Here is a 16496-nt window from a genome sequence, read left to right on the forward strand (position 1 = left end):
AGGGGTGTCGAGCCGGGGTGGTCAGCGTCTGAAGCCGGAGACGAGCCGGGCGATCGCCGATGGGCGCGGTCCCAGCCAGTCGGCGATGTCGCTGACCACGGCCGCGTCCACGTGCTGGGGCCTGTCGTAGTCCGCGGGCGTGGACGGACCTGAGCCGGGGAAGAACAGGTGGTCGTCGGCGTCGTAGACGCGGATGGTGACGTCCGTACGGTGGGCGAGGCCCGCCTGCCAGCCTGCCAGGTCGTCGGCGACGGTCACCTGGTAGTCGCGGCCGCCCTGCAGGATGAGCATCGGCTTGTCCAGCGCGGCCGCGGTCGCGACCGGGTCGTAGTCGCGCAGGTCGAGCCAGTACGCCCCGGAGTAGCCGAACGGCAGCTCCGTGGCGGGTGTATCGGCCGACAGATGCGGGCTGTCGACGAGTGCGGCCTGCCGCGTGAACGTCTCGACCGCGGCCTGCGCGCCGGGATCGAGCGAGGCGAGGTAGCGGACGACGCGGACGGCGGCCCGGTGCATGGGCTGGGTGTCACCGGCCAAGAGCACCAGTCCGGCCACGGACGGCTCGGCGGCGGCGACCCTCGGGGCCACCTTGCCGCCCATGCTGTGGCCCGCGACATGCACCCGCGCCGGGTCGACGGCAGGGTGGCGCTGGAGCAGGTGGATGGCCGCGACGGCGTGCGGGACGTACTCGTCGCGCATCGTGAAGTCCGGGATCGCCGCCACCTGGCCGGGGTGGGCGCAGGTCACCTTGTCGAAGCGCAGCACCGCCACGCCGCGGCCGGCCAGCCCCCAGGCCAGGTCCTTGAGGGGCTTGTTGGGGCCGCTGGTGGCGTCCCGGTCGAACGGCCCGCCGCCGCTGAGCAGCACCACTCCCGGCCACGGGCCGTGCCCGCGCGGCAGGCTCAACGTGCCGGGTACGGCCAGCGCGCCGGAGCCCACGGTGACCTCGTGCTCGTCGAACCTCTTGCGGCGGACGTACGACGGCGGCGTCCACTGCCTGGTGAGCGCGGGCGCGAGCTGCAGGCCCTGCAGCAGGCCGGTCTCGTCGACCGACATGACCACCGTCAGCCCGCCACGCTCGTACGTCACCGGGACGCTCACCTTGACCAGCTCCGCCTTCCCCGATGCGGTCACCGAGCTCTCGGGGGCCGGCTCGCTGATCGGCGTCCCGACCGCGGAGATCGCCCCGATCCTGGAGAGCTGGCTCTCCCAGGCGACTTGCAACGTCTCAGCGGAGACCACCGCTCGCAGCGGCGGGGCGAACAATGCCTCAATGTCCGCGAAGCGTCCACTCCGCGCCATCTCGACGACCGCTGTGGCGATCGCCGCCGGATCCCGTCCCCCGGTCATCCCGCCACCGTCCTTTCTATTATTGTGCGAACGGTAGCACAACATGAGACTGTTGCATCGGCCGGCTGCGCGCACGGCGGGGGAGAGGCGGGGTGCGCTGCGCGCTGGAGCGCGCCGCTACCGGCTACGCGACGACCGGGAGGACTCCTCGCCGGGGCGGTGGGCCGGCACCGTTACCGGCCGGGACGCTACCGGCCCACGCGCCCTCGGAGTGGCGGCGACTCAGGTGTTCAGTGACGCGATGATCGCCATCGTGGTGTAGGCCATGGTGAAGCCGCCTCCGATCGCATCGATGGCGGCCCCGACGCCCTCCAGCACCTCGGCCAGTTCGTCGGGTGGGAGTTGGGTGAGCGCGCCGGTGGTGGGCAGCAGGTCGAGCCAGTCGTCGCGGCTGTAGTACTGCTCCCAGTCGAATCGCCACTGCTCCGGCTCGCCGAACCCGGCCGTCTTCCGGATGCCGTCGGCGAACGTGGCGAACATCGCCTGGTAGATGTCCTGGGCCGGCCTCGGCGGTCCGGCGCTGAGCGGCGAGTCGGGCACCACCTTCCGGAAGACGGTGGCGAACGCCTCCGCGACGAAGGGCGGCGGGTCGTACGCATGCGCGAACACCGCCAGCAGGCCGCCGGGACGCAGCACCTGCGCCGCCTTGGCCGGGCCCGCGACGGGGTCCACCCAGTGCCAGGACTGCCCGGCGACGACCGCGTCGAAGGTGCGACCGGCGGCGTCCCAGTCCTCGAACGTCGCCACCTCGACCTCGACCCCGGTGCGCCGGGCGAACTCGGCCATCCGGACGTCCGGCTCGACACCCAGCACCTTGCACCCGGCCGCCAGGAACTGGCGGGCCTCTATGCCGGTGCCGCAGCCGACGTCGACGATGTCGGGGCCCGGGCTGGCGGTGATGATCTGCTGCACCAGGGCGTCGGGATAGGCGGGCCGGGCCCGGTCGTAGCGTTCGGCGTCGACCCCGAACGACTCCGCCATCTGCCTGGCCTTATGGGGCTCGTTCCGCGGTGGCTCTGGTTGCTCCTGCGATATAGTGGGCATGCGCCCACCGTAGTGGGCGGGTGCCCACTTCACAAATCCGGTTCGCGGTGGGCGAAAGCGTGTGAAGGAGGAACGGGCGATGCCCACTGGAGTGGCCCTCCGGGACGTGCGGCAGCAGTTGTTCGACGCCGCCGAACGCGTCCTGCTCCGGGACGGCGCGAACGGCCTGACCAGCCGGGCGGTCACGGCGGAGGCGGGCGTCGCCAAGGGTGTTCTGCACCGGCACTTCGAGGACTTCGACGCCTTCCTCGCCGAACTCGTGCGGGACCGCATCGCCCGGCTCGAGGGCCAGGCCGACGCCCTTCGCGGCTCCGCCGGGACCGGCGATGTCGCCGGCAACCTGACCGGGGCGCTCATTGACCTGTTCGACTCGGTCGCCGTGGCGATCGTCGGCCTGGTCATCTTCCGCGACGAGTTGCGCGCCCGGCTGCGTCAGGCCCGGCCGGCTCCCGGTGTCCCGGTCTTGACGGACGCCGCGGCCATGATCGCCGCCTACCTGAACGAGGAGTGCGAGCTGGGCCGCATCGCGGCGGACGCCGATGTGGACGCGCTGGCGCTTTCCCTGATCGGGGCCGGGCACATGCTGTTCGCCGGCCGGGAGGGGAGCCCGCCGGAGCCTGAGGAGGTCGGCAAGGTCGTCAACGCCGTCATCGCCGATGTCGTGCAAAGACGACTGCTATGAGCTGATGTCCTGCGAGGACGAGCTGTCGGCGAGGACCGCGACGGCGTCGTGGCGCCGCCGGGCGAGTTCGCGCGACACACCTGCGGAGCTGCCGGACATGACCTAGGCATGAACGTCACCGACACCGGGCCACCGGAGCGCACCCGGCGCTTCGCCCACCTCTACGAGCAGACGTATGCCGCGTTGCTGCGGTTCGTCGAGCGTCGCGTCCACCCCTCCCACGCCGAGGACGTGGTCGCCGACGTGTTCCTCGTCGCCTGGCGGCGCCTGGACGACGTGCCGCCGGCGGCGGACGAGGCGCGGGCCTGGCTGTTCGGCGTGGCGCACCGCACCCTCCGCAACGGGCTGCGGGCCGACCAGCGGCGGCAGGCGCTCACCGTACGCATCGCCGATGGCCGGCTGACCGACGCCGCGGCGGCCGGGCTGGACCCCGAGCTGGTGGCACGTCGGCTCGACCTCGTCCAGGCGTGGCGGCGGCTCAGCCCGCGCCACCAGGAGACGCTCGCCTTGGCCGTGTGGGACGGACTCACAGCCCCGCAGGCCGCGCGGGTGCTCGGCATTTCCCCCGTCGCGTTCCGGCTTCGGCTCACCCGGGCCCGGCGCGCCTTACGCCACCACGCCGACGCGGCCCCCGCCACTGCAACCCAGCCCGCGGCGACCGCCACCGTCGACTCCCGGAGCATGCGATGAACGACACCCTCGACCACACCCTGCGCGACCTCGACCCGGCCGTCACCCCCGCCGACCTGGACACCAGCACCGACCCCAAGGCCCGGGCCATGCTGGCCCGGGTGGTGGCCACCGACCCGATGGGGTCGCCCGCACCGACGAGCAGCCCTCGCCTGCTCACCAGAGGGCGGCTCACCGCTGTCGGCGGAGGGGTGGCCGCCGGCATCGCGGCAGCGCTGGTGCTGCCCGGCGTGTTCGGCGGCGGCTCGGCGATGGCAGCGTGGACCGCGACGCCGTACACGGTGAGCGGTGACAGGGCCACCGACGCCCAGGAGAAGTGCCTTGACCACGCCCAGGACGCCGCCAAGAGCACAACCGGGCGCGAGCTCGGTTTCCGGCCCGTGGTGACCGAGGGCCGGGGGCCGTGGACGCTCGTCTACGTCAACGACGACAGCAGCCATCTGGCCGAGATCAGGTGCCTGTTCCGCGACGGCGACCTCGCCGCCGCGGGTGGCAGCACGCCGGGGCCCGGCGCACAACCGCTTCCACCGGTTCCCGCGGGGTCGGCGCGGGCCGCCCTCGGCTCGGTCGTGAGCTCGAGTGAGGAGAGCGTGCGTATCGTGACCGGCAGGGTCGGCGCCGGCGTGGTGGGTCTGGAGCTCGCCACGGAGGCGAAAGGCAGCGTGACCGCGACCGTCACCGGCGGCTACTTCGCGGCCTGGTGGCCGGACGCGCCGACGACGGAGGAGCGCGAGAACGCCTCACGTCGTGGCGGCGTCAAGAGCGTCACGGCAATCCTCCAGGACGGGTCGCGGCACAACGTCCCCCTCGAGGAGCTCACCGGCCGGACGAGTGCGCAGCTGAACACACCGGCCACGGGCGGCTCCGCCCGCGACTGACCTGGCCACCGGCGGCGGCGCCGGGCCTCACGCTCCGGCGCCCCCTGTCACGGACGGCTTTCGGCCGGAGCCCGCCATGGACGGCGTCGGTGTATGAGCGGCAACCGAATGGCCGGTGGCGGCGAGAGTTTTCGGAACGGGCCGGCCATCGCGTACCGGTGGTCGGTGTCGCGGTCGCAGTACGCTCCTGGATAAGCGTGAGCGGAGGCCGAGGTGGCGCTCGATCCCATGACGGTGAACGCCGCCGGCGGCCGGTCAGCCGCGCGGGTTCCAGCCTGTGACGTCGATGTCCAGCCCGAGGCGGCGAGCGATGTCGTCCCACTTCACATACTTGAAGTTGGTGTTCTCGCGCACCTCGCCCGCCGGATCCGTCGCCTCGGGGGTGTTGGTGCCGTCGTGGGTGACGAACAGGCCCTTGGGGAACCGGCGGCCGAGCGGCACGTTGATCACCATCGTCCCGTCGCTGCCCTGCACGCCGTCGATGCCGCCGCTCTCGCCGACCTGGAAGGAGCCGAGGTAGGCGTTCTCGCCTCTGCGGTCATAGACGGCGAAGGTGTCGCTGCCCTGGCTGGAAGCGATCAGGTAACCCTTGCCGTCCTTGCCGTAATAAATGGTCAGGCCCTCGGCGTCCGCCGTCAGGTTGTGGCCGCCGTATCCGGGGTCGGCCCCGGGGGCGCACTCCTCCGTGGTGGGGTCGTAGGTGGCCGGTACGCCGTACTCGCGGACGCGGTCGACCAGCTTCGGGGTACCGGTGAGATCACCGGAGACGCGCCAGATGCCGACGTCCTCCTGGGCCGCGTAGAGCGTGCCGGTCTGGGCCTCGACGACCATGCCTTCGATCTGCGGGCCCACGCCCGGCTCGTCGCAGGGGCTCCAGCTCTGACCGTTCGGAAGGGTGAAGCTCGACGGCAGATCGATGGTCCGGAGCGTCGTGTAGCCGATCTTGCCGCCCGGGGCGTCGGTGAGCTTCAGCAGCGCGAGCCGCGTGGTGTGCCGGCGGCTGACCAGGACGTACGTTCCCGAGCTCCGCTTCCACGTCGCGAGGCCGTACACGGTCTCGGCGTCGTTCACCTCCGTCTGGGACGCGTTGAAGATGAACGGCGCGGCGGGGTCGGTGATGTCGGTGAGCGGCTGCGGGTTCTGGCCCGCCCTCGCCGAGTTGATCCGGTAGATGCGCAGCTTGTCGGAACCGCGGTCGGAGGCGACGAAGACATCCGACCGGCCCGCCTTGGACGTGTGCCCGTAGACGACATCCACGTTGTTCAGCCGGCCCGGCTCGTCGTCCTGACCCGGCGCGGCCGGTGCGGGCAGGTGCTGGAGCTGTCTGCCGTCCAGGTCGTAGACGTACAGACCGCCCTCCTTGGTGGTGGTCGCGATCAGGCTCCCCGCCGGAGAGGTGGGGTGGACCCAGATCGCCGGGTCGTCGCCGTTGGCATTGCCACCGGCCTCGTCGTCGAACAGGGGCGGGGTCTCGACCTGCGGCTCGATGGCGGGCAGGTCTTGCGCGGTCGCCGGTGGGACCAGGGCGCCGAGCAGGCCGATCGTCAGCACTGTGGACGCCAGCGAGGTCAGGGGGCGCATCGACTTCTCCTCATTGTGGAACCTTGCAGGCTTGATCCTCATGAGTGAAGCCGACCGGGCCATGAACCGTACCGGAATTTCCGCCCAAATCGCGGCGCCGCGCTGGTCGGCGGCGCCATGCTTACCACGGTGCTCACCACGGTGCCGGCCACTCCCACCGCTTACGCCACCTCGCGCCAGGTGGCGGCCGCCCTGCCGCCCCGGCTGCGGCACGGCCATCGGCGCGGCGGTGACTCAGCGCGATCGAGCCTCGATCAGATCGTGGAGCTGCTGGGTCACGGGATCGTGCGGGTGAGCGGCGTGGGAGATGTGCAGCCAGCCGTCGGCGTCGGTCTGGAGGAGGTCGTCGCGGATGGACGGGTCGGCACCGCGCTCCAGGAGCAGGCGGATCACGTGGAGACGACCGCCCGGGATCGCCCAGTGCAGGCCGGTCCGCCCGAGGTAGGGCGCGACGTCGGGATGGACGCCGTGGTCGAGGAACCAGCGTACGACCTCGACGCGGCCGTGCTGGCAGGCATGGACGAACGCCTCTCCCACGATCTCCGCCGGATCATCGGTCGGCGGCAGCCGAGACGGAAAGCCTGCGCCGGTGTCGGCGAGGTCGGGGCGCGCCGACGCGGCGCCCGGCCGGAGGCCGCCGTCGGCGTCGAAACAGGCCCGCACCAGATCCAGGCGGCCGCAGGCGGCATACGTCCAGAGCGCCTGCGGGACGATTCCGTGCTCGGCGAGCAGGTCGACGACCTCCGTGTTGTCGTGGTAGATGGCGTTCTCCAGCGGGGTGGCGCCCCATTTCCGGATGCCGGGGTCGGCGCCGGCGGCGAGCAGCAGGCGCACGTATTCGACCCGGTTGCAGCGGGCAGCCCAGGCGAGCGGGAGATCCAGGTCGGTGGCCTTGCCGAGCAGGACCTCGACTGCGGCGCGCGGCACGCCGAGCTCCTTGCCGAGCCGGACGCCGGGGATGAGTTCGGGGCCCGCGAGCATGTGCAGCAGGGTGTCGGCTTGCGAGGCGGTCAGGCCGGCCAGCCGATCGGTGTCGCCGGCCAGCAGCGCTTCGGCCTCGCGGCGCAGGCGCCGCCGCCTCTCACGGCGTTCGTCGAGGTCGCGCTGGGATTTCTCGGTGTACGACACGAGCTCCTGCCAGGTCGGGAAGCCCAGCTCCCGTGCGATGATCAGCCGCGCGTCGCGGAGCTCGGCGGTGGCGCCGGAGGCCGCGGTGGCGTGCCGGGGCACGTAGGCCCGCAACCGTCGCAGCGCGCCGGGATCGTCGCGGCGCAACTCGGCGAGGAGGGTGTCGGCCATCGAGGCGTAGATGCCCGGCCGGATTCCCATGAGGCGGGAGACCGGCCGTTCTTCGGTGGTGCCGCGGCTTTCGACGTGGGCGCGGAACTCGGCCCAGGTCCGGAATCCGTGCTCCTGAGCGAGCACGAACTGGGCGTCGCTGAGCAGGAACCGCTCGGCGGCTCGATCGCTCAGCACGTCGGCGACCCGGGCCCCGGCTGCCGCGTCGCCCGCCGCGTACGCGTGACGCAGGTGCTTGGCCTGCTTGCGGTAGTACTCCAGGTTCGGATGGGCCGGCAGCTCGAAATGACGATCGGACATCGCAACCTCCTTCGACGCCGAGGTCCGCTTGCCCGGCCGGAAAGAGGTTCGTCTTGTCCAGTGCGTTGGCGTTCTGCTCGAGGTGGGAACATCCCTGCCCGCGGACTGGCAGCGCCCTCGCACGCTCCTTTCAGAGTAGTGATCGCCTCCCCGTGGAGGCAACCGTCGCCACCGGCGGATGACCGAGCCGGTGGCTGTTCAGAGCAGGGTGGGGGCGCGCCCGGCGAGAATGCCCGCGCGGGCGAGTTGGACCTCGCGGGCCTTGCGGGCGGCGTACCACAGCAGCGGCCGCACAGCCGCGTCCACCGTCAGCCTGTCCTCGACCTCGGTCCCCGCACCGTCCGCGGCCAGGCCGAACCGGTAGTCGAGCCGTACCCCGCCCGGGCTGACCACCTCGCCCTCCACCGCCTCACCGGTGGCACGCAACGTGACCTCGATCAAGTTGTCGTACTTGACGAAGCCGAAGAAGCGAAACCGCTCCACGGACACGAACCGGCTCTCGCCGGGCGCCCGGCGCACGTCGCGGACGGCCACCACGAGCGGCGACAGGCCGACATAACTGGAAGGCTCGCTGAGGTGCGCGAGCACCGCGGACGGCGGGGCAGGGACATGGAAGGCGTTGCGGAGCACAGTCTGCGGCACGGGCTACCTCGTACTCATCGAAGAACGCGTTTCAGTATGGCAGCGACAGCCGCGCCGAGCTCGTGCGAGCCGCCGCCACGGACGAGGACGTCACGGCGTCCGTGCTGGCCGACAAGCGCAACAGGCTGGCGGTCACGACGTCCACGGCGCTGGCCGGCGCGATCGGCGCTCGCCAGAACGACATGGATCAGCCGCCTCCCTACCACGGTCCCAGCACGAGCGCGCTCTACACCATGGCCGGGTCCGGCAGCTCCATCCGCATGACCCGCCCGCCCATGGACTACAACGGCCACTTCGGCGAGAACACCGGAGTGCTCAGCCTGCCTTGACCGGCAACCGGAGCGGCCGGTAGACGAACCCGTCGCTCCACGCGACCGCCGACAGCTCCTCCTGCGCGCGCAGCCCCGGCAGGCGCGTCACCAGGGCGCGGAACGCCTCCTGCAGTTCCATCCGGGCCAGGTTCGCGCCCAGGCAGTAGTGAGGGCCGTGGCCGAACGCCAGGTGCGGGGTGGACGGGGCGCCGGCGAATCTGCGCAGGTCGAAGCGGAGCGGGTCCTGGAACACCGACGGGTCGTGGTCGGCGGCCCACAGGTTGGGCAGCACGACGCTGCCGGCCGGGATGGTCCCGCCGGACGTCTCGACGTCCTCGGTGATCCGCCGGAGCATGCCGTTGGAGCCGGGTGCCTCGTGGCGCAGGATCTCCTCCACCGCCGGATCGACCAGTTCGGGATGCGCCACGAGTTCGGCGTACTGGTCGGCGTGGTGGAGCAGGCGGAAGACGCCCCGGGCGATCATCGAGGCGGTCGTCTCGTGCCCGGCGAGGATCAGCGTGAACACCATGTTGGTCAGCTCGTCCTCGCTGAGCCCGTCCTCCTCGTCGCGTGCCGCGATGAGCAGGTCGATCAGGTCCTCGCCGGGCTCGGCCCGGTGCTGCTCGATCAGCTCTCCCGCGTAGGCCATGAACGCGGCGAACCCCTGGCCCCGGGCATCAGCACTCGCGTCCGAGGTGGACAGGAACATCTCCGTCCAGCCGCGGACCTGCTCGAAGCGGTCCATCGGCACGCCCAGCAGCTCGCAGATCACCCGAGCGGGCAGCAGCAGCGCGAAGTCCGCCACCAGGTCGAACTCCTCGCCGGCCGCGTCGATCAGCTCGCCGGCGATGGCCGCCGCCCGGGGCCGCCAGCGTTCGATGTGCCTGGGCGTGAACGTGCCGTGCAGGATGCGCCGGTATCGGGTGTGCTCCGGCGGGTCCTGGTTCATCAGCGCCGCCGGGTCGTCATCCAGGAACGTGCCCCTGACCATTCGCGGCAGACCGGGCTCGCGCAGGTTACGGCTGCTGGCCGGCGAGGTGAGCACGCTGCGGACATCCGCGTACCGGACGATCATCGGCACCCGGTCGCCGCTCGGGAGCGTGGCCGCCTCCATGGGCGCCTCGGCGTAGCGGCGGGTCAGGTCGGGGGAAGGGGTGCCGTACGGGCCGGGAGGAAGGTCCGGCCAGGTCGATGTGGTGCTGGACTGTTCTGTCAAAGCCGCCTCCGGGCGTTGCCGTCGTCCAACAAGCTCGCCGGGAACGTACGCAACCAGCCGCCGCCGGTCAAGACCGCCACCCCAGATCCCGGCCGGACAAAAGGCCAAGGATGTTAGATTGTCGGGCGGTTGATGTTGATCTGACAGTAGAGGCGTACTCGTGGCAGGGTTTGAGATCTACTTCGACACGCTCGAGGAGTGTGCCACCAAGGCCAAGGGAGTCGCGAACCAGTTCAAGAGTGCGGCGGAGGACGGTCCCACGACCGTCAGCACCTCGTGCTTCGGCGACCTGGAGAACGTTTCTGACAAGCTCGCCAAGGCCGTCAACGACTTCGAGGCGAAGATCGACGCCGAGATACGCCATGCGCAACAGAACCTGACCAAGGTCGAGGCGGCCATCCACCAGGTCGTCCACAACGTCCGTACGGCCGACCTCCCCGGCGTTCCCCGGACGGAGCAGGTGTGACGGACATCTGGGACCAGTACCTCAGCCCCATCCAGCGCGTCATCGACGACCTGAGCGGCGACCAGGCGCAGATCTCCAAGATCTCGGGGCAGTGGCGGACGCTGGCGGGCGACATCACCACGGAGACCGGCGTGATCAAACGCGCGGTCAACAGGGTGGACAGCGCGTGGAACGGCGCCGCCGCCGAAAGCTTCGCCAGGTACATGGCCAGATATCCCAAGTCCGGTACGGCACTGAGCGAGGCCCTGACCAGCTGCGCCGGCAAGCTGGACGCCGCCGGGAGCGCGCTGGAGACGGCCAAGGGTGAGGTGCAGGCCCTCTACCGGGAGAAACGCGCCTGGCTGGACGAGCAGCGCAGCGACCCCGACAGCACCACGATCTCGATGACGAGCATCAGGTCCCAGGTGTCCAACGCCCTCCAGCGCGCCAAGGTGCACACGGACAAGGCCGCCGAGGTGCTCGGTCAGGCCACCAGCGAGATCAACAAACACCTCGGCGAGGTGCGGTTCTTCACCGGCATCCCCGCTCCCGGCGATCAGGACTTCGTCCCGGGCAACAAGGCCGGGATGCCGTGGATCCCCGACCCGGACTTCCGGCCTCAGAGCCCGAAGACGCAGCTGGCGTCCTACAACGGCAACGGCCAGCCGCCCGGCGGCGGCATCGGGAACGGCCTCAACGGTGCGGGCGGCAGTGGCGGCAACGGCGCCAGTGGGGGTGGCGGTGGTGGCGGCGGTGCGGGCGCGCCTTCGCTGGCCGTCCCGCCGAACGCCCACAGCCTGGCGCCCAACCCCCGCGCCCAGGCCGTCATCGACTACGCCCTCAAGCAGCTCGGCGACCCGTACGTGTGGGGAGCGACAGGACCCGGCTCCTTCGACTGCTCCGGACTGACCCTGCGCGCGTACGAGTCCGCGGGGACCGCCATCCCCCGGGTCGCGCACGACCAGTGGCTGCGCGGACCGCGCATCCCCGATGGCAACGCGCAGCCCGGAGATCTTGTCTTCTTCGACAACAACGGTGACGGCACCGCTGATCATGTGGGCATCGTGCTCGACCCCGAGAAAGGTACGATGATCCACGCGCCCAGACCGGGCTCCGAGGTCAAGATCGCCCCCTACAGCCGTACCCCCATGGGCTTCACCCGGCCGGGAACGAGCTGACCCAACCACTCCGGAAGTACGGCATGCACCCCCTCATCGTCGCCGTGGCCCTTGTCACGGCCGCTCCCACCACCGCCCACGCCCGGACAGCCGAACCCGACCCGATGGCGGGCCTGCGTTCGCTGCTCGTGCGCGGCGCCGGCGCGACCGCCGAGTTCTACGGCCAGGCCTCCACGGACTTGTCCAAGGAGGTGCGGCTGAGCAACGGCAGGCGCACCTTCATCGGGAGCGGCATGGGGCTGCGCGGGACCGGCAAGGTCAAGCTGGGCCGGGCCGGCGTGCTCGCCTCGGAGCACACCCGGCAGCTCAGCGTGAGCAGCAAGGAGCTGATGGCGGAGGAGGCGCCCAGGGACCCTTACTTCGCCGGCGTGCTCGCCACGGTGGGGACGCTGCGCACGATCAGCGCGGGCGGCTGGCAGTACCAGCTCGCGCCGCAGGCGAAGACGTGGGTGCGTACCGGCCGCGCCAGTGGTGCCGCGGCCGCGTACGGTGACCAGTTCATCAACGTCCTGGAGCCGGCCACACTGCGCAAGCTGCTGGCCACCAAGACCCGCAAGAGCGTCGCGCCCTGGACCACGGATCACACCACCGGCCGCAGGCAGCGGATCTACACCCTGACCGGGACGATCAAGCTCAGGGACCTCTATCGCGTCTCTCCCAGCTTCCGCGAGGCCGCGGGGACGGCGGCCCTCGGGAATTCTGAGGTGACATGGACGTACATGTACGACGATCGCGGGTGGCCGTACCGGGTCGGCTGGCGCTTCTACGCGCACCCGCGGCCCGAGGTCCCGGGGCTCGGACACGACCGGATCCTGCGGGGGCACCTGGCCACGCAGTACCGGAACTGGGACAAGCCGATGACGATCACCGCGCCCCAGGCGAAGCCGGGCCGGGGACTCGCGGTGGACGACCTCGCCGACGTCCTCAGCGCCCCCGCCCGCCGCAAGTGAGGCGCGTACGTCCATCGCCCGCAGCGATGGGAACGGCCGAACAAGGGCGGGGACGACCATCGCCCCCGCCCTCCTCTGCCTCCCGACCTCACGTCGGGCTCGCGCCGTTCTCAGGGATTGCCGTACTTCTTGACGAACTGGTAGTACGTCCACGCCCATGCCCTGCAGTCGGGCCGCACCAGGATGAAGTAACCCCCGCACACCTTGTCGCGCATGGTGATGTAGAACCGGTTGTCCACGTCAAGCTTTCGCGTACGGGTGTTGTCGAGGTAGTACTTGTACTTCTTCTTCTGGTTGGCTATCAGGCCGTACCCGTAGTCGTGGGAGTCGCAGGCCGGCCGCATATCGAAATTGTGGGGTTTGTCCGGAGACTTCGTGCAGTGGTCGTAGTAGATGCCCCTGACCTTGAAGCCGCTGGCGGTCCGTTTCCAGTCGGGCTTGCGCCATTTGCCGCCGTGCCACGCCCAGGCCGAGCAGCCGGATTTCGTGTACCACATCCAGGTGACGGCCGTGTTGCACTTCTTCGGGTAGGACTGCGGAGGATCCACGCCGTCCGGCAGGAAGTCACCGGCCGGCGGCTCGGTGGCGTTGGGGTCGTCGAGCCCGGCCGCGCCCTCGGTCGGCCCGCCGTTGGCCGGCATGTCGGTGCCGGTGGCGACCACCTGGGGAGCGGCGGCGCCCGCCGGGAACGACAGCTGCCAGCCGCCGCTGGTGACGGACTCGATCGACGACAGGCGTCCCACCGGGTCGTAGGTGTAGGTGCCCTGGACGGCGCCGGCGCTGGGATCGGTCACGGTGCGCAGCAGGCCGTTCGGGTCGTAGGCGTACCTCGCCTCGATCTGGGGCGCCTCGGTCCCGTACGTGACCGCGATCTCCTTGAGCCGGCCCGCGTAGTCGCCGGTGGAGGTGCCGGTGGCCGTGGTGGCCGTGGCGTAGGTGAACCGGGTGACGGACGCGGGCGTCGCGGTGCCGGCCGGCTCCTTCACGGTGCTGACGCGGCCCTGGGCGTCGTAGGTGATCGTGGACTTGCCGAAGGCGGTGCTGCCCACATCGGTCACCCGCCAGGGGTCGGCGCTCGGCGCCCCGGCCGGCCGGGCCCAGGTGTAGGTGAGCTGGAGGTCGCCGATGCTGATGGGGGTGCCGTCGTCGGTGGTGAAGGTGTCGTCGCCCGCCTCCACGGGGCCCGGATCCGTCACGAGCGTCTCGACCGTCGTGGTGCGCATCGCTCCGATGACCGCGTCCCACTTGGTGGTTTCGGTGATCTTGGATCCGTCGGTGGCCTGGTAGGTCTGGATGCCGCCGCCGTCGGGGAAGGAGACGCTGCTCTTCAGGGGGTAGCTGGTCGACGTGCCTTCGTCGAGCTCCGTGACGACGATGGTGCCGTTCTGGTTCTCCAGCTTCCGGTTGATCTCTCCGCCGGCGAACTCGGCCTGCCAGCCCGGCCCGAAGACGCCCAGCTCGGGCCGGGTCGCCGGGGCGGACTGCGGCCTGGCCAGGTCGTCGGCGGCCAGAACCACGCCGTGCCTGCGGCTGATCGCGCCCGCGGACACGTCCAGCTCGGTGAGCTTGAAGGTTTTGGTGTCGGAGGAGTACTGGCCGGGGCCGATCTCCTGGACGTTGGCCGGTGGCGGGTCGTCGAGGGCGGCGGCGGAGACCTCGGGGGCGAGGAAGGGGAGGAGCATCGCCGAGATGGCGAGGGGGAGCGCTAATCGGCGCAAGAGGTGCCTCCAGGTAAAAAGAGAAAGTGATTTGATCACCTGGAGAGTAAGGGTCGGTAAATCGCTTGGCAAGAGCTGGACATTGCCCTGAAACAATGTTCAAATCGCCCTTGAAGTCATGCCCTTGCGTGCGATTCATGGCAAATTTATGGCGAATTTATGGCGGCACTGTGGCGCCTTTGAGAATAATGAATCGACGGCCGGGCGTGGGGAGGGCGGCAGCCCAGGCGAGGGTCCCGTGTCCTATGATCGGGGGCTTATGAGCCAATTGCGCACGCTGTCCGCCACAGAAATCCCCTCGGAACGACTCCTGCTCCGCAAGGCGCAAGCTGCCGACCGTGAAGGATTCATCGAGCTCATGACCGATCCCGAAGTCCGGGCATACCTCGGTGGCCCCCGGCCGCGGAGTGACGTCGAGCAGCACTTCGACCAAGCCATAAGCACCGGCGCGGCATCCGGTCCTGGCAATTATGTGATCGCGGACAACACGACGAACCGGCTTGTCGGAACATTGATGCTCGGCCGCCGGTCGGCCGACCGCCCGGGGCGTGTCGCCGAGGATGGCGAGGAACTGGAAGTGGGCTATGTGCTGCGGCGCGGCGCATGGGGCGCGGGGTACGCGTTCGAGGCCGCGACGGCCGCGTTGCGCGCTGCGGCCGGCGAACTCCCCGACCAGCCGGTCTTGGTCGTGACCCAGACCGCCAACAAACGATCTCTGAAACTCGCCGCCCGCCTCGGCTTCCGCCCCATCAGCACGTTCGAGGAGTTCGGCGCCGAGCAGACCCTCTGCACCGCTCCCTTGTCCACGTTCCGCATCTGAGCTCAGCATCGGGCCGGGCCGGTGAGCCCTACTTTCGCCAGCCGTTGATGGCCAGGCCGGGGTCGGCGGCCGCGTGCAGCAGCCGCCGGCCCCAACCGTAGGTCATCGGCAGCCAGTTGAAGTCGTGATCCGGTCCGACGATGTCGGCCAGCTCGATCAGCTTCATCATCTCCACCACCGCGGCGAGCGGCTTGGCCACGCGCCACGCGTCCCGCATCCGTTCCGGAGCGACGGTGTCGGCCCAGGCGGCGAAGAAGGCTTCGAGGTAGGTCGCAGCGTCCGGCTCGGACACGTCGAGCAGCCACGAGGCCAGATCGAACAACGGGTTCGCGACGGTGGCGAAGCTCCAGTCGTGCAACAGGATCCCGTCGTCGCGCACGACCACGTTGCCCGGGTGGAAATCGCGGTGGACGATCGTCGCCGGGACGGCCGCCTCGTCCAGGCGCTCGGCACACTCGACCAGATACGGCGTCAGTGCCCGCAGCCGGTCTGCCTCCTCGCCGGTCAGTGCCCGGCCCAGGTTCTTGGCCAGCTTGGGCGCCCGCCAGATGTCGTCGCGGGCCATGGTCGACCGTACGCCGTCGGCCAGCGAGGCCGGGCTGAGCGGGACACACCCCGCGGCGATCAGCTCGTCCCCGCGGTGAATGGTCTCCTTCTGCACCATGACCAGCTGTTCCAGGCAGGCGCGACGCTGCTCTGTGGAGAGCGCCCAGCCGTCCACACCGCCGAAGTCCTCGGCGAGCCACCACCGGTCACCGGGTGACACCGCGGTGATGGTGGCGAACGGCGCGATGCGCAATGACGCCAGGTATCGGGTGATGTCCGGTTCGCGGGCGAGCCTCGGCAGGACCGCCTTCAGGTACAGGTCACCGCCGTCAGTCGGCGTGCGGAGCACGGCGGACATGCTCCAGTGCTTGATCTGGCGGCTCGGACCGAGCCGCACGCGACCGGCAGCCTTGATCTCCGCGTCGATGTAGGACTCGGCCCGCTCGAACCAGCCGGGCCTGAACCAGTCGGAGACGGGCGGCCGGGATCGCGCCGCCCGGCGGTCGAATGCCAGGCTCTGCCCGGCCACCGCATCATGACCGTGCCAGGCGAACCCATCGGCGGAGACCGGCCGCGTCCCGCCCGCCGCCAGCAGCACCACCGTCGTGAAGTCCAGCGGCTCCAGGACCACCGTGGCCGGCCCGAGTTCGCGACGAACGCGATCGGTCAGCTCGCTGTCCATCGGCGGCCACTGGCCGTCGAACCGCATCCTCGGCAGCGCCGGACTGCCGCCGGTCATGTCGCACAGCACGGCACCGTCCTGGTCGACGATCACCAGCACGGATTCGGACGACATGATCACCCTCCAAGGCTCGACGGGTGGTGACCAGGTTGATCAGGCCGAGCGCG

The 16496-nt window shown here is 70.5% G+C and carries 16 protein-coding genes; 8 read left to right on the forward strand and 8 right to left on the reverse strand.

Annotated features, from left to right (window positions below):
- Nucleotides 1–21: 21 nt before the first annotated feature.
- Both HD596_RS40625 and HD596_RS40630 read right to left on the reverse strand, forming a co-directional pair.
- Nucleotides 22–1347, reverse strand: coding sequence for an alpha/beta hydrolase (locus tag HD596_RS40625; protein WP_185074751.1), 1326 nt, complete (start codon nucleotides 1345–1347; stop codon nucleotides 22–24).
- 222 nt (nucleotides 1348–1569) lie between these two features.
- Complete coding sequence (locus HD596_RS40630) at nucleotides 1570–2328, reverse strand: class I SAM-dependent methyltransferase (protein WP_221519743.1); 759 nt, start codon at nucleotides 2326–2328, stop codon at nucleotides 1570–1572.
- A gap of 142 nt (nucleotides 2329–2470) precedes the next feature.
- Between HD596_RS40630 and HD596_RS40635 the strand changes: the two genes are divergently transcribed.
- From HD596_RS40635 to HD596_RS40645, 3 genes are all read left to right on the forward strand, one after another.
- Nucleotides 2471–3073: a TetR/AcrR family transcriptional regulator gene (locus tag HD596_RS40635; RefSeq protein ID WP_185074753.1), complete on the forward strand. Its 603-nt coding sequence runs from the start codon at nucleotides 2471–2473 to the stop codon at nucleotides 3071–3073.
- Between the two features lie 108 nt (nucleotides 3074–3181).
- Nucleotides 3182–3763 carry an RNA polymerase sigma factor gene (locus tag HD596_RS40640; RefSeq protein ID WP_185074754.1) on the forward strand — a complete coding sequence of 194 codons (582 nt, stop codon included), beginning with the start codon at nucleotides 3182–3184 and terminating at the stop codon, nucleotides 3761–3763.
- Entirely contained in the window at nucleotides 3760–4641 is an 882-nt protein-coding gene (locus HD596_RS40645; RefSeq protein WP_185074755.1) for a hypothetical protein, read from the forward strand. The genes HD596_RS40640 and HD596_RS40645 overlap by 4 nt, the downstream gene beginning before the upstream one ends.
- Nucleotides 4642–4896: 255 nt before the next feature.
- Here the strand turns inward: HD596_RS40645 and HD596_RS40650 are convergent, their stop codons facing one another.
- The 3 genes from HD596_RS40650 to HD596_RS40660 all read right to left on the reverse strand — a co-directional run bounded on the left by HD596_RS40650 (nucleotide 4897) and on the right by HD596_RS40660 (nucleotide 8463).
- Entirely contained in the window at nucleotides 4897–6222 is a 1326-nt protein-coding gene (locus HD596_RS40650; protein ID WP_185074756.1) for a phytase, read from the reverse strand.
- 234 nt (nucleotides 6223–6456) lie between these two features.
- Nucleotides 6457–7821, reverse strand: coding sequence for an ankyrin repeat domain-containing protein (locus HD596_RS40655; RefSeq protein WP_185074757.1), 1365 nt, complete (start codon nucleotides 7819–7821; stop codon nucleotides 6457–6459).
- A gap of 198 nt (nucleotides 7822–8019) precedes the next feature.
- Complete coding sequence (locus HD596_RS40660; RefSeq protein WP_185074758.1) at nucleotides 8020–8463, reverse strand: SRPBCC family protein; 444 nt, start codon at nucleotides 8461–8463, stop codon at nucleotides 8020–8022.
- 62 nt (nucleotides 8464–8525) lie between these two features.
- Between HD596_RS40660 and HD596_RS40665 the strand changes: the two genes are divergently transcribed.
- Complete coding sequence (locus HD596_RS40665; RefSeq protein ID WP_185074759.1) at nucleotides 8526–8792, forward strand: hypothetical protein; 267 nt, start codon at nucleotides 8526–8528, stop codon at nucleotides 8790–8792.
- On the opposite strand, the gene HD596_RS40670 is transcribed toward HD596_RS40665, so the two are convergent.
- Nucleotides 8779–9990, reverse strand: coding sequence for a cytochrome P450 (locus tag HD596_RS40670; protein ID WP_246555199.1), 1212 nt, complete (start codon nucleotides 9988–9990; stop codon nucleotides 8779–8781). The two genes, HD596_RS40665 and HD596_RS40670, sit on opposite strands and share 14 nt — an antisense overlap.
- Before the next feature lie 160 nt (nucleotides 9991–10150).
- Between HD596_RS40670 and HD596_RS40675 the strand changes: the two genes are divergently transcribed.
- The 3 genes from HD596_RS40675 to HD596_RS40685 are packed head-to-tail and all read left to right on the forward strand — an operon-like array spanning nucleotide 10151 to nucleotide 12563.
- Nucleotides 10151–10456 (forward strand): hypothetical protein, encoded by a 306-nt coding sequence (locus tag HD596_RS40675; RefSeq protein ID WP_185074760.1) that lies wholly within the window; start codon nucleotides 10151–10153, stop codon nucleotides 10454–10456.
- Nucleotides 10453–11613: a bifunctional WXG100 family type VII secretion target/C40 family peptidase gene (locus HD596_RS40680; protein WP_313046298.1), complete on the forward strand. Its 1161-nt coding sequence runs from the start codon at nucleotides 10453–10455 to the stop codon at nucleotides 11611–11613. The genes HD596_RS40675 and HD596_RS40680 overlap by 4 nt, the downstream gene beginning before the upstream one ends.
- 23 nt (nucleotides 11614–11636) lie before the next feature.
- Nucleotides 11637–12563: a hypothetical protein gene (locus HD596_RS40685; protein WP_185074761.1), complete on the forward strand. Its 927-nt coding sequence runs from the start codon at nucleotides 11637–11639 to the stop codon at nucleotides 12561–12563.
- A 110-nt stretch (nucleotides 12564–12673) separates the two neighbouring features.
- Here HD596_RS40685 and HD596_RS40690 read toward each other — a convergent pair whose 3' ends face one another.
- Nucleotides 12674–14281: a phospholipase A2 gene (locus tag HD596_RS40690; protein ID WP_185074762.1), complete on the reverse strand. Its 1608-nt coding sequence runs from the start codon at nucleotides 14279–14281 to the stop codon at nucleotides 12674–12676.
- A gap of 259 nt (nucleotides 14282–14540) precedes the next feature.
- Between HD596_RS40690 and HD596_RS40695 the strand changes: the two genes are divergently transcribed.
- Complete coding sequence (locus tag HD596_RS40695; RefSeq protein ID WP_185074763.1) at nucleotides 14541–15101, forward strand: GNAT family N-acetyltransferase; 561 nt, start codon at nucleotides 14541–14543, stop codon at nucleotides 15099–15101.
- Between the two features lie 28 nt (nucleotides 15102–15129).
- Here the strand turns inward: HD596_RS40695 and HD596_RS40700 are convergent, their stop codons facing one another.
- Nucleotides 15130–16443, reverse strand: coding sequence for an aminoglycoside phosphotransferase family protein (locus HD596_RS40700; protein ID WP_185074764.1), 1314 nt, complete (start codon nucleotides 16441–16443; stop codon nucleotides 15130–15132).
- Nucleotides 16444–16496 lie beyond the last annotated feature (53 nt).

Source organism: Nonomuraea jabiensis, assembly GCF_014204795.1.
Taxonomy (GTDB): domain Bacteria; phylum Actinomycetota; class Actinomycetes; order Streptosporangiales; family Streptosporangiaceae; genus Nonomuraea; species Nonomuraea jabiensis.

Excerpts from the sequence above, each read along its gene's own strand:
- HD596_RS40625 (WP_185074751.1), bottom strand. The coding sequence starts at position 1,347 with ATGACCGGGGGACGGGATCCGGCGGCGATCGCCACAGCGGTCGTCGAG.
- HD596_RS40630 (WP_221519743.1), bottom strand. The coding sequence starts at position 2,328 with ATGGCGGAGTCGTTCGGGGTCGACGCCGAACGCTACGACCGGGCCCGG.
- HD596_RS40635 (WP_185074753.1), top strand. The coding sequence starts at position 2,471 with ATGCCCACTGGAGTGGCCCTCCGGGACGTGCGGCAGCAGTTGTTCGAC.
- HD596_RS40640 (WP_185074754.1), top strand. The coding sequence starts at position 3,182 with ATGAACGTCACCGACACCGGGCCACCGGAGCGCACCCGGCGCTTCGCC.
- HD596_RS40645 (WP_185074755.1), top strand. The coding sequence starts at position 3,760 with ATGAACGACACCCTCGACCACACCCTGCGCGACCTCGACCCGGCCGTC.
- HD596_RS40650 (WP_185074756.1), bottom strand. The coding sequence starts at position 6,222 with ATGCGCCCCCTGACCTCGCTGGCGTCCACAGTGCTGACGATCGGCCTG.
- HD596_RS40655 (WP_185074757.1), bottom strand. The coding sequence starts at position 7,821 with ATGTCCGATCGTCATTTCGAGCTGCCGGCCCATCCGAACCTGGAGTAC.
- HD596_RS40685 (WP_185074761.1), top strand. The coding sequence starts at position 11,637 with ATGCACCCCCTCATCGTCGCCGTGGCCCTTGTCACGGCCGCTCCCACC.
- HD596_RS40695 (WP_185074763.1), top strand. The coding sequence starts at position 14,541 with ATGAGCCAATTGCGCACGCTGTCCGCCACAGAAATCCCCTCGGAACGA.
- HD596_RS40700 (WP_185074764.1), bottom strand. The coding sequence starts at position 16,443 with ATGTCGTCCGAATCCGTGCTGGTGATCGTCGACCAGGACGGTGCCGTG.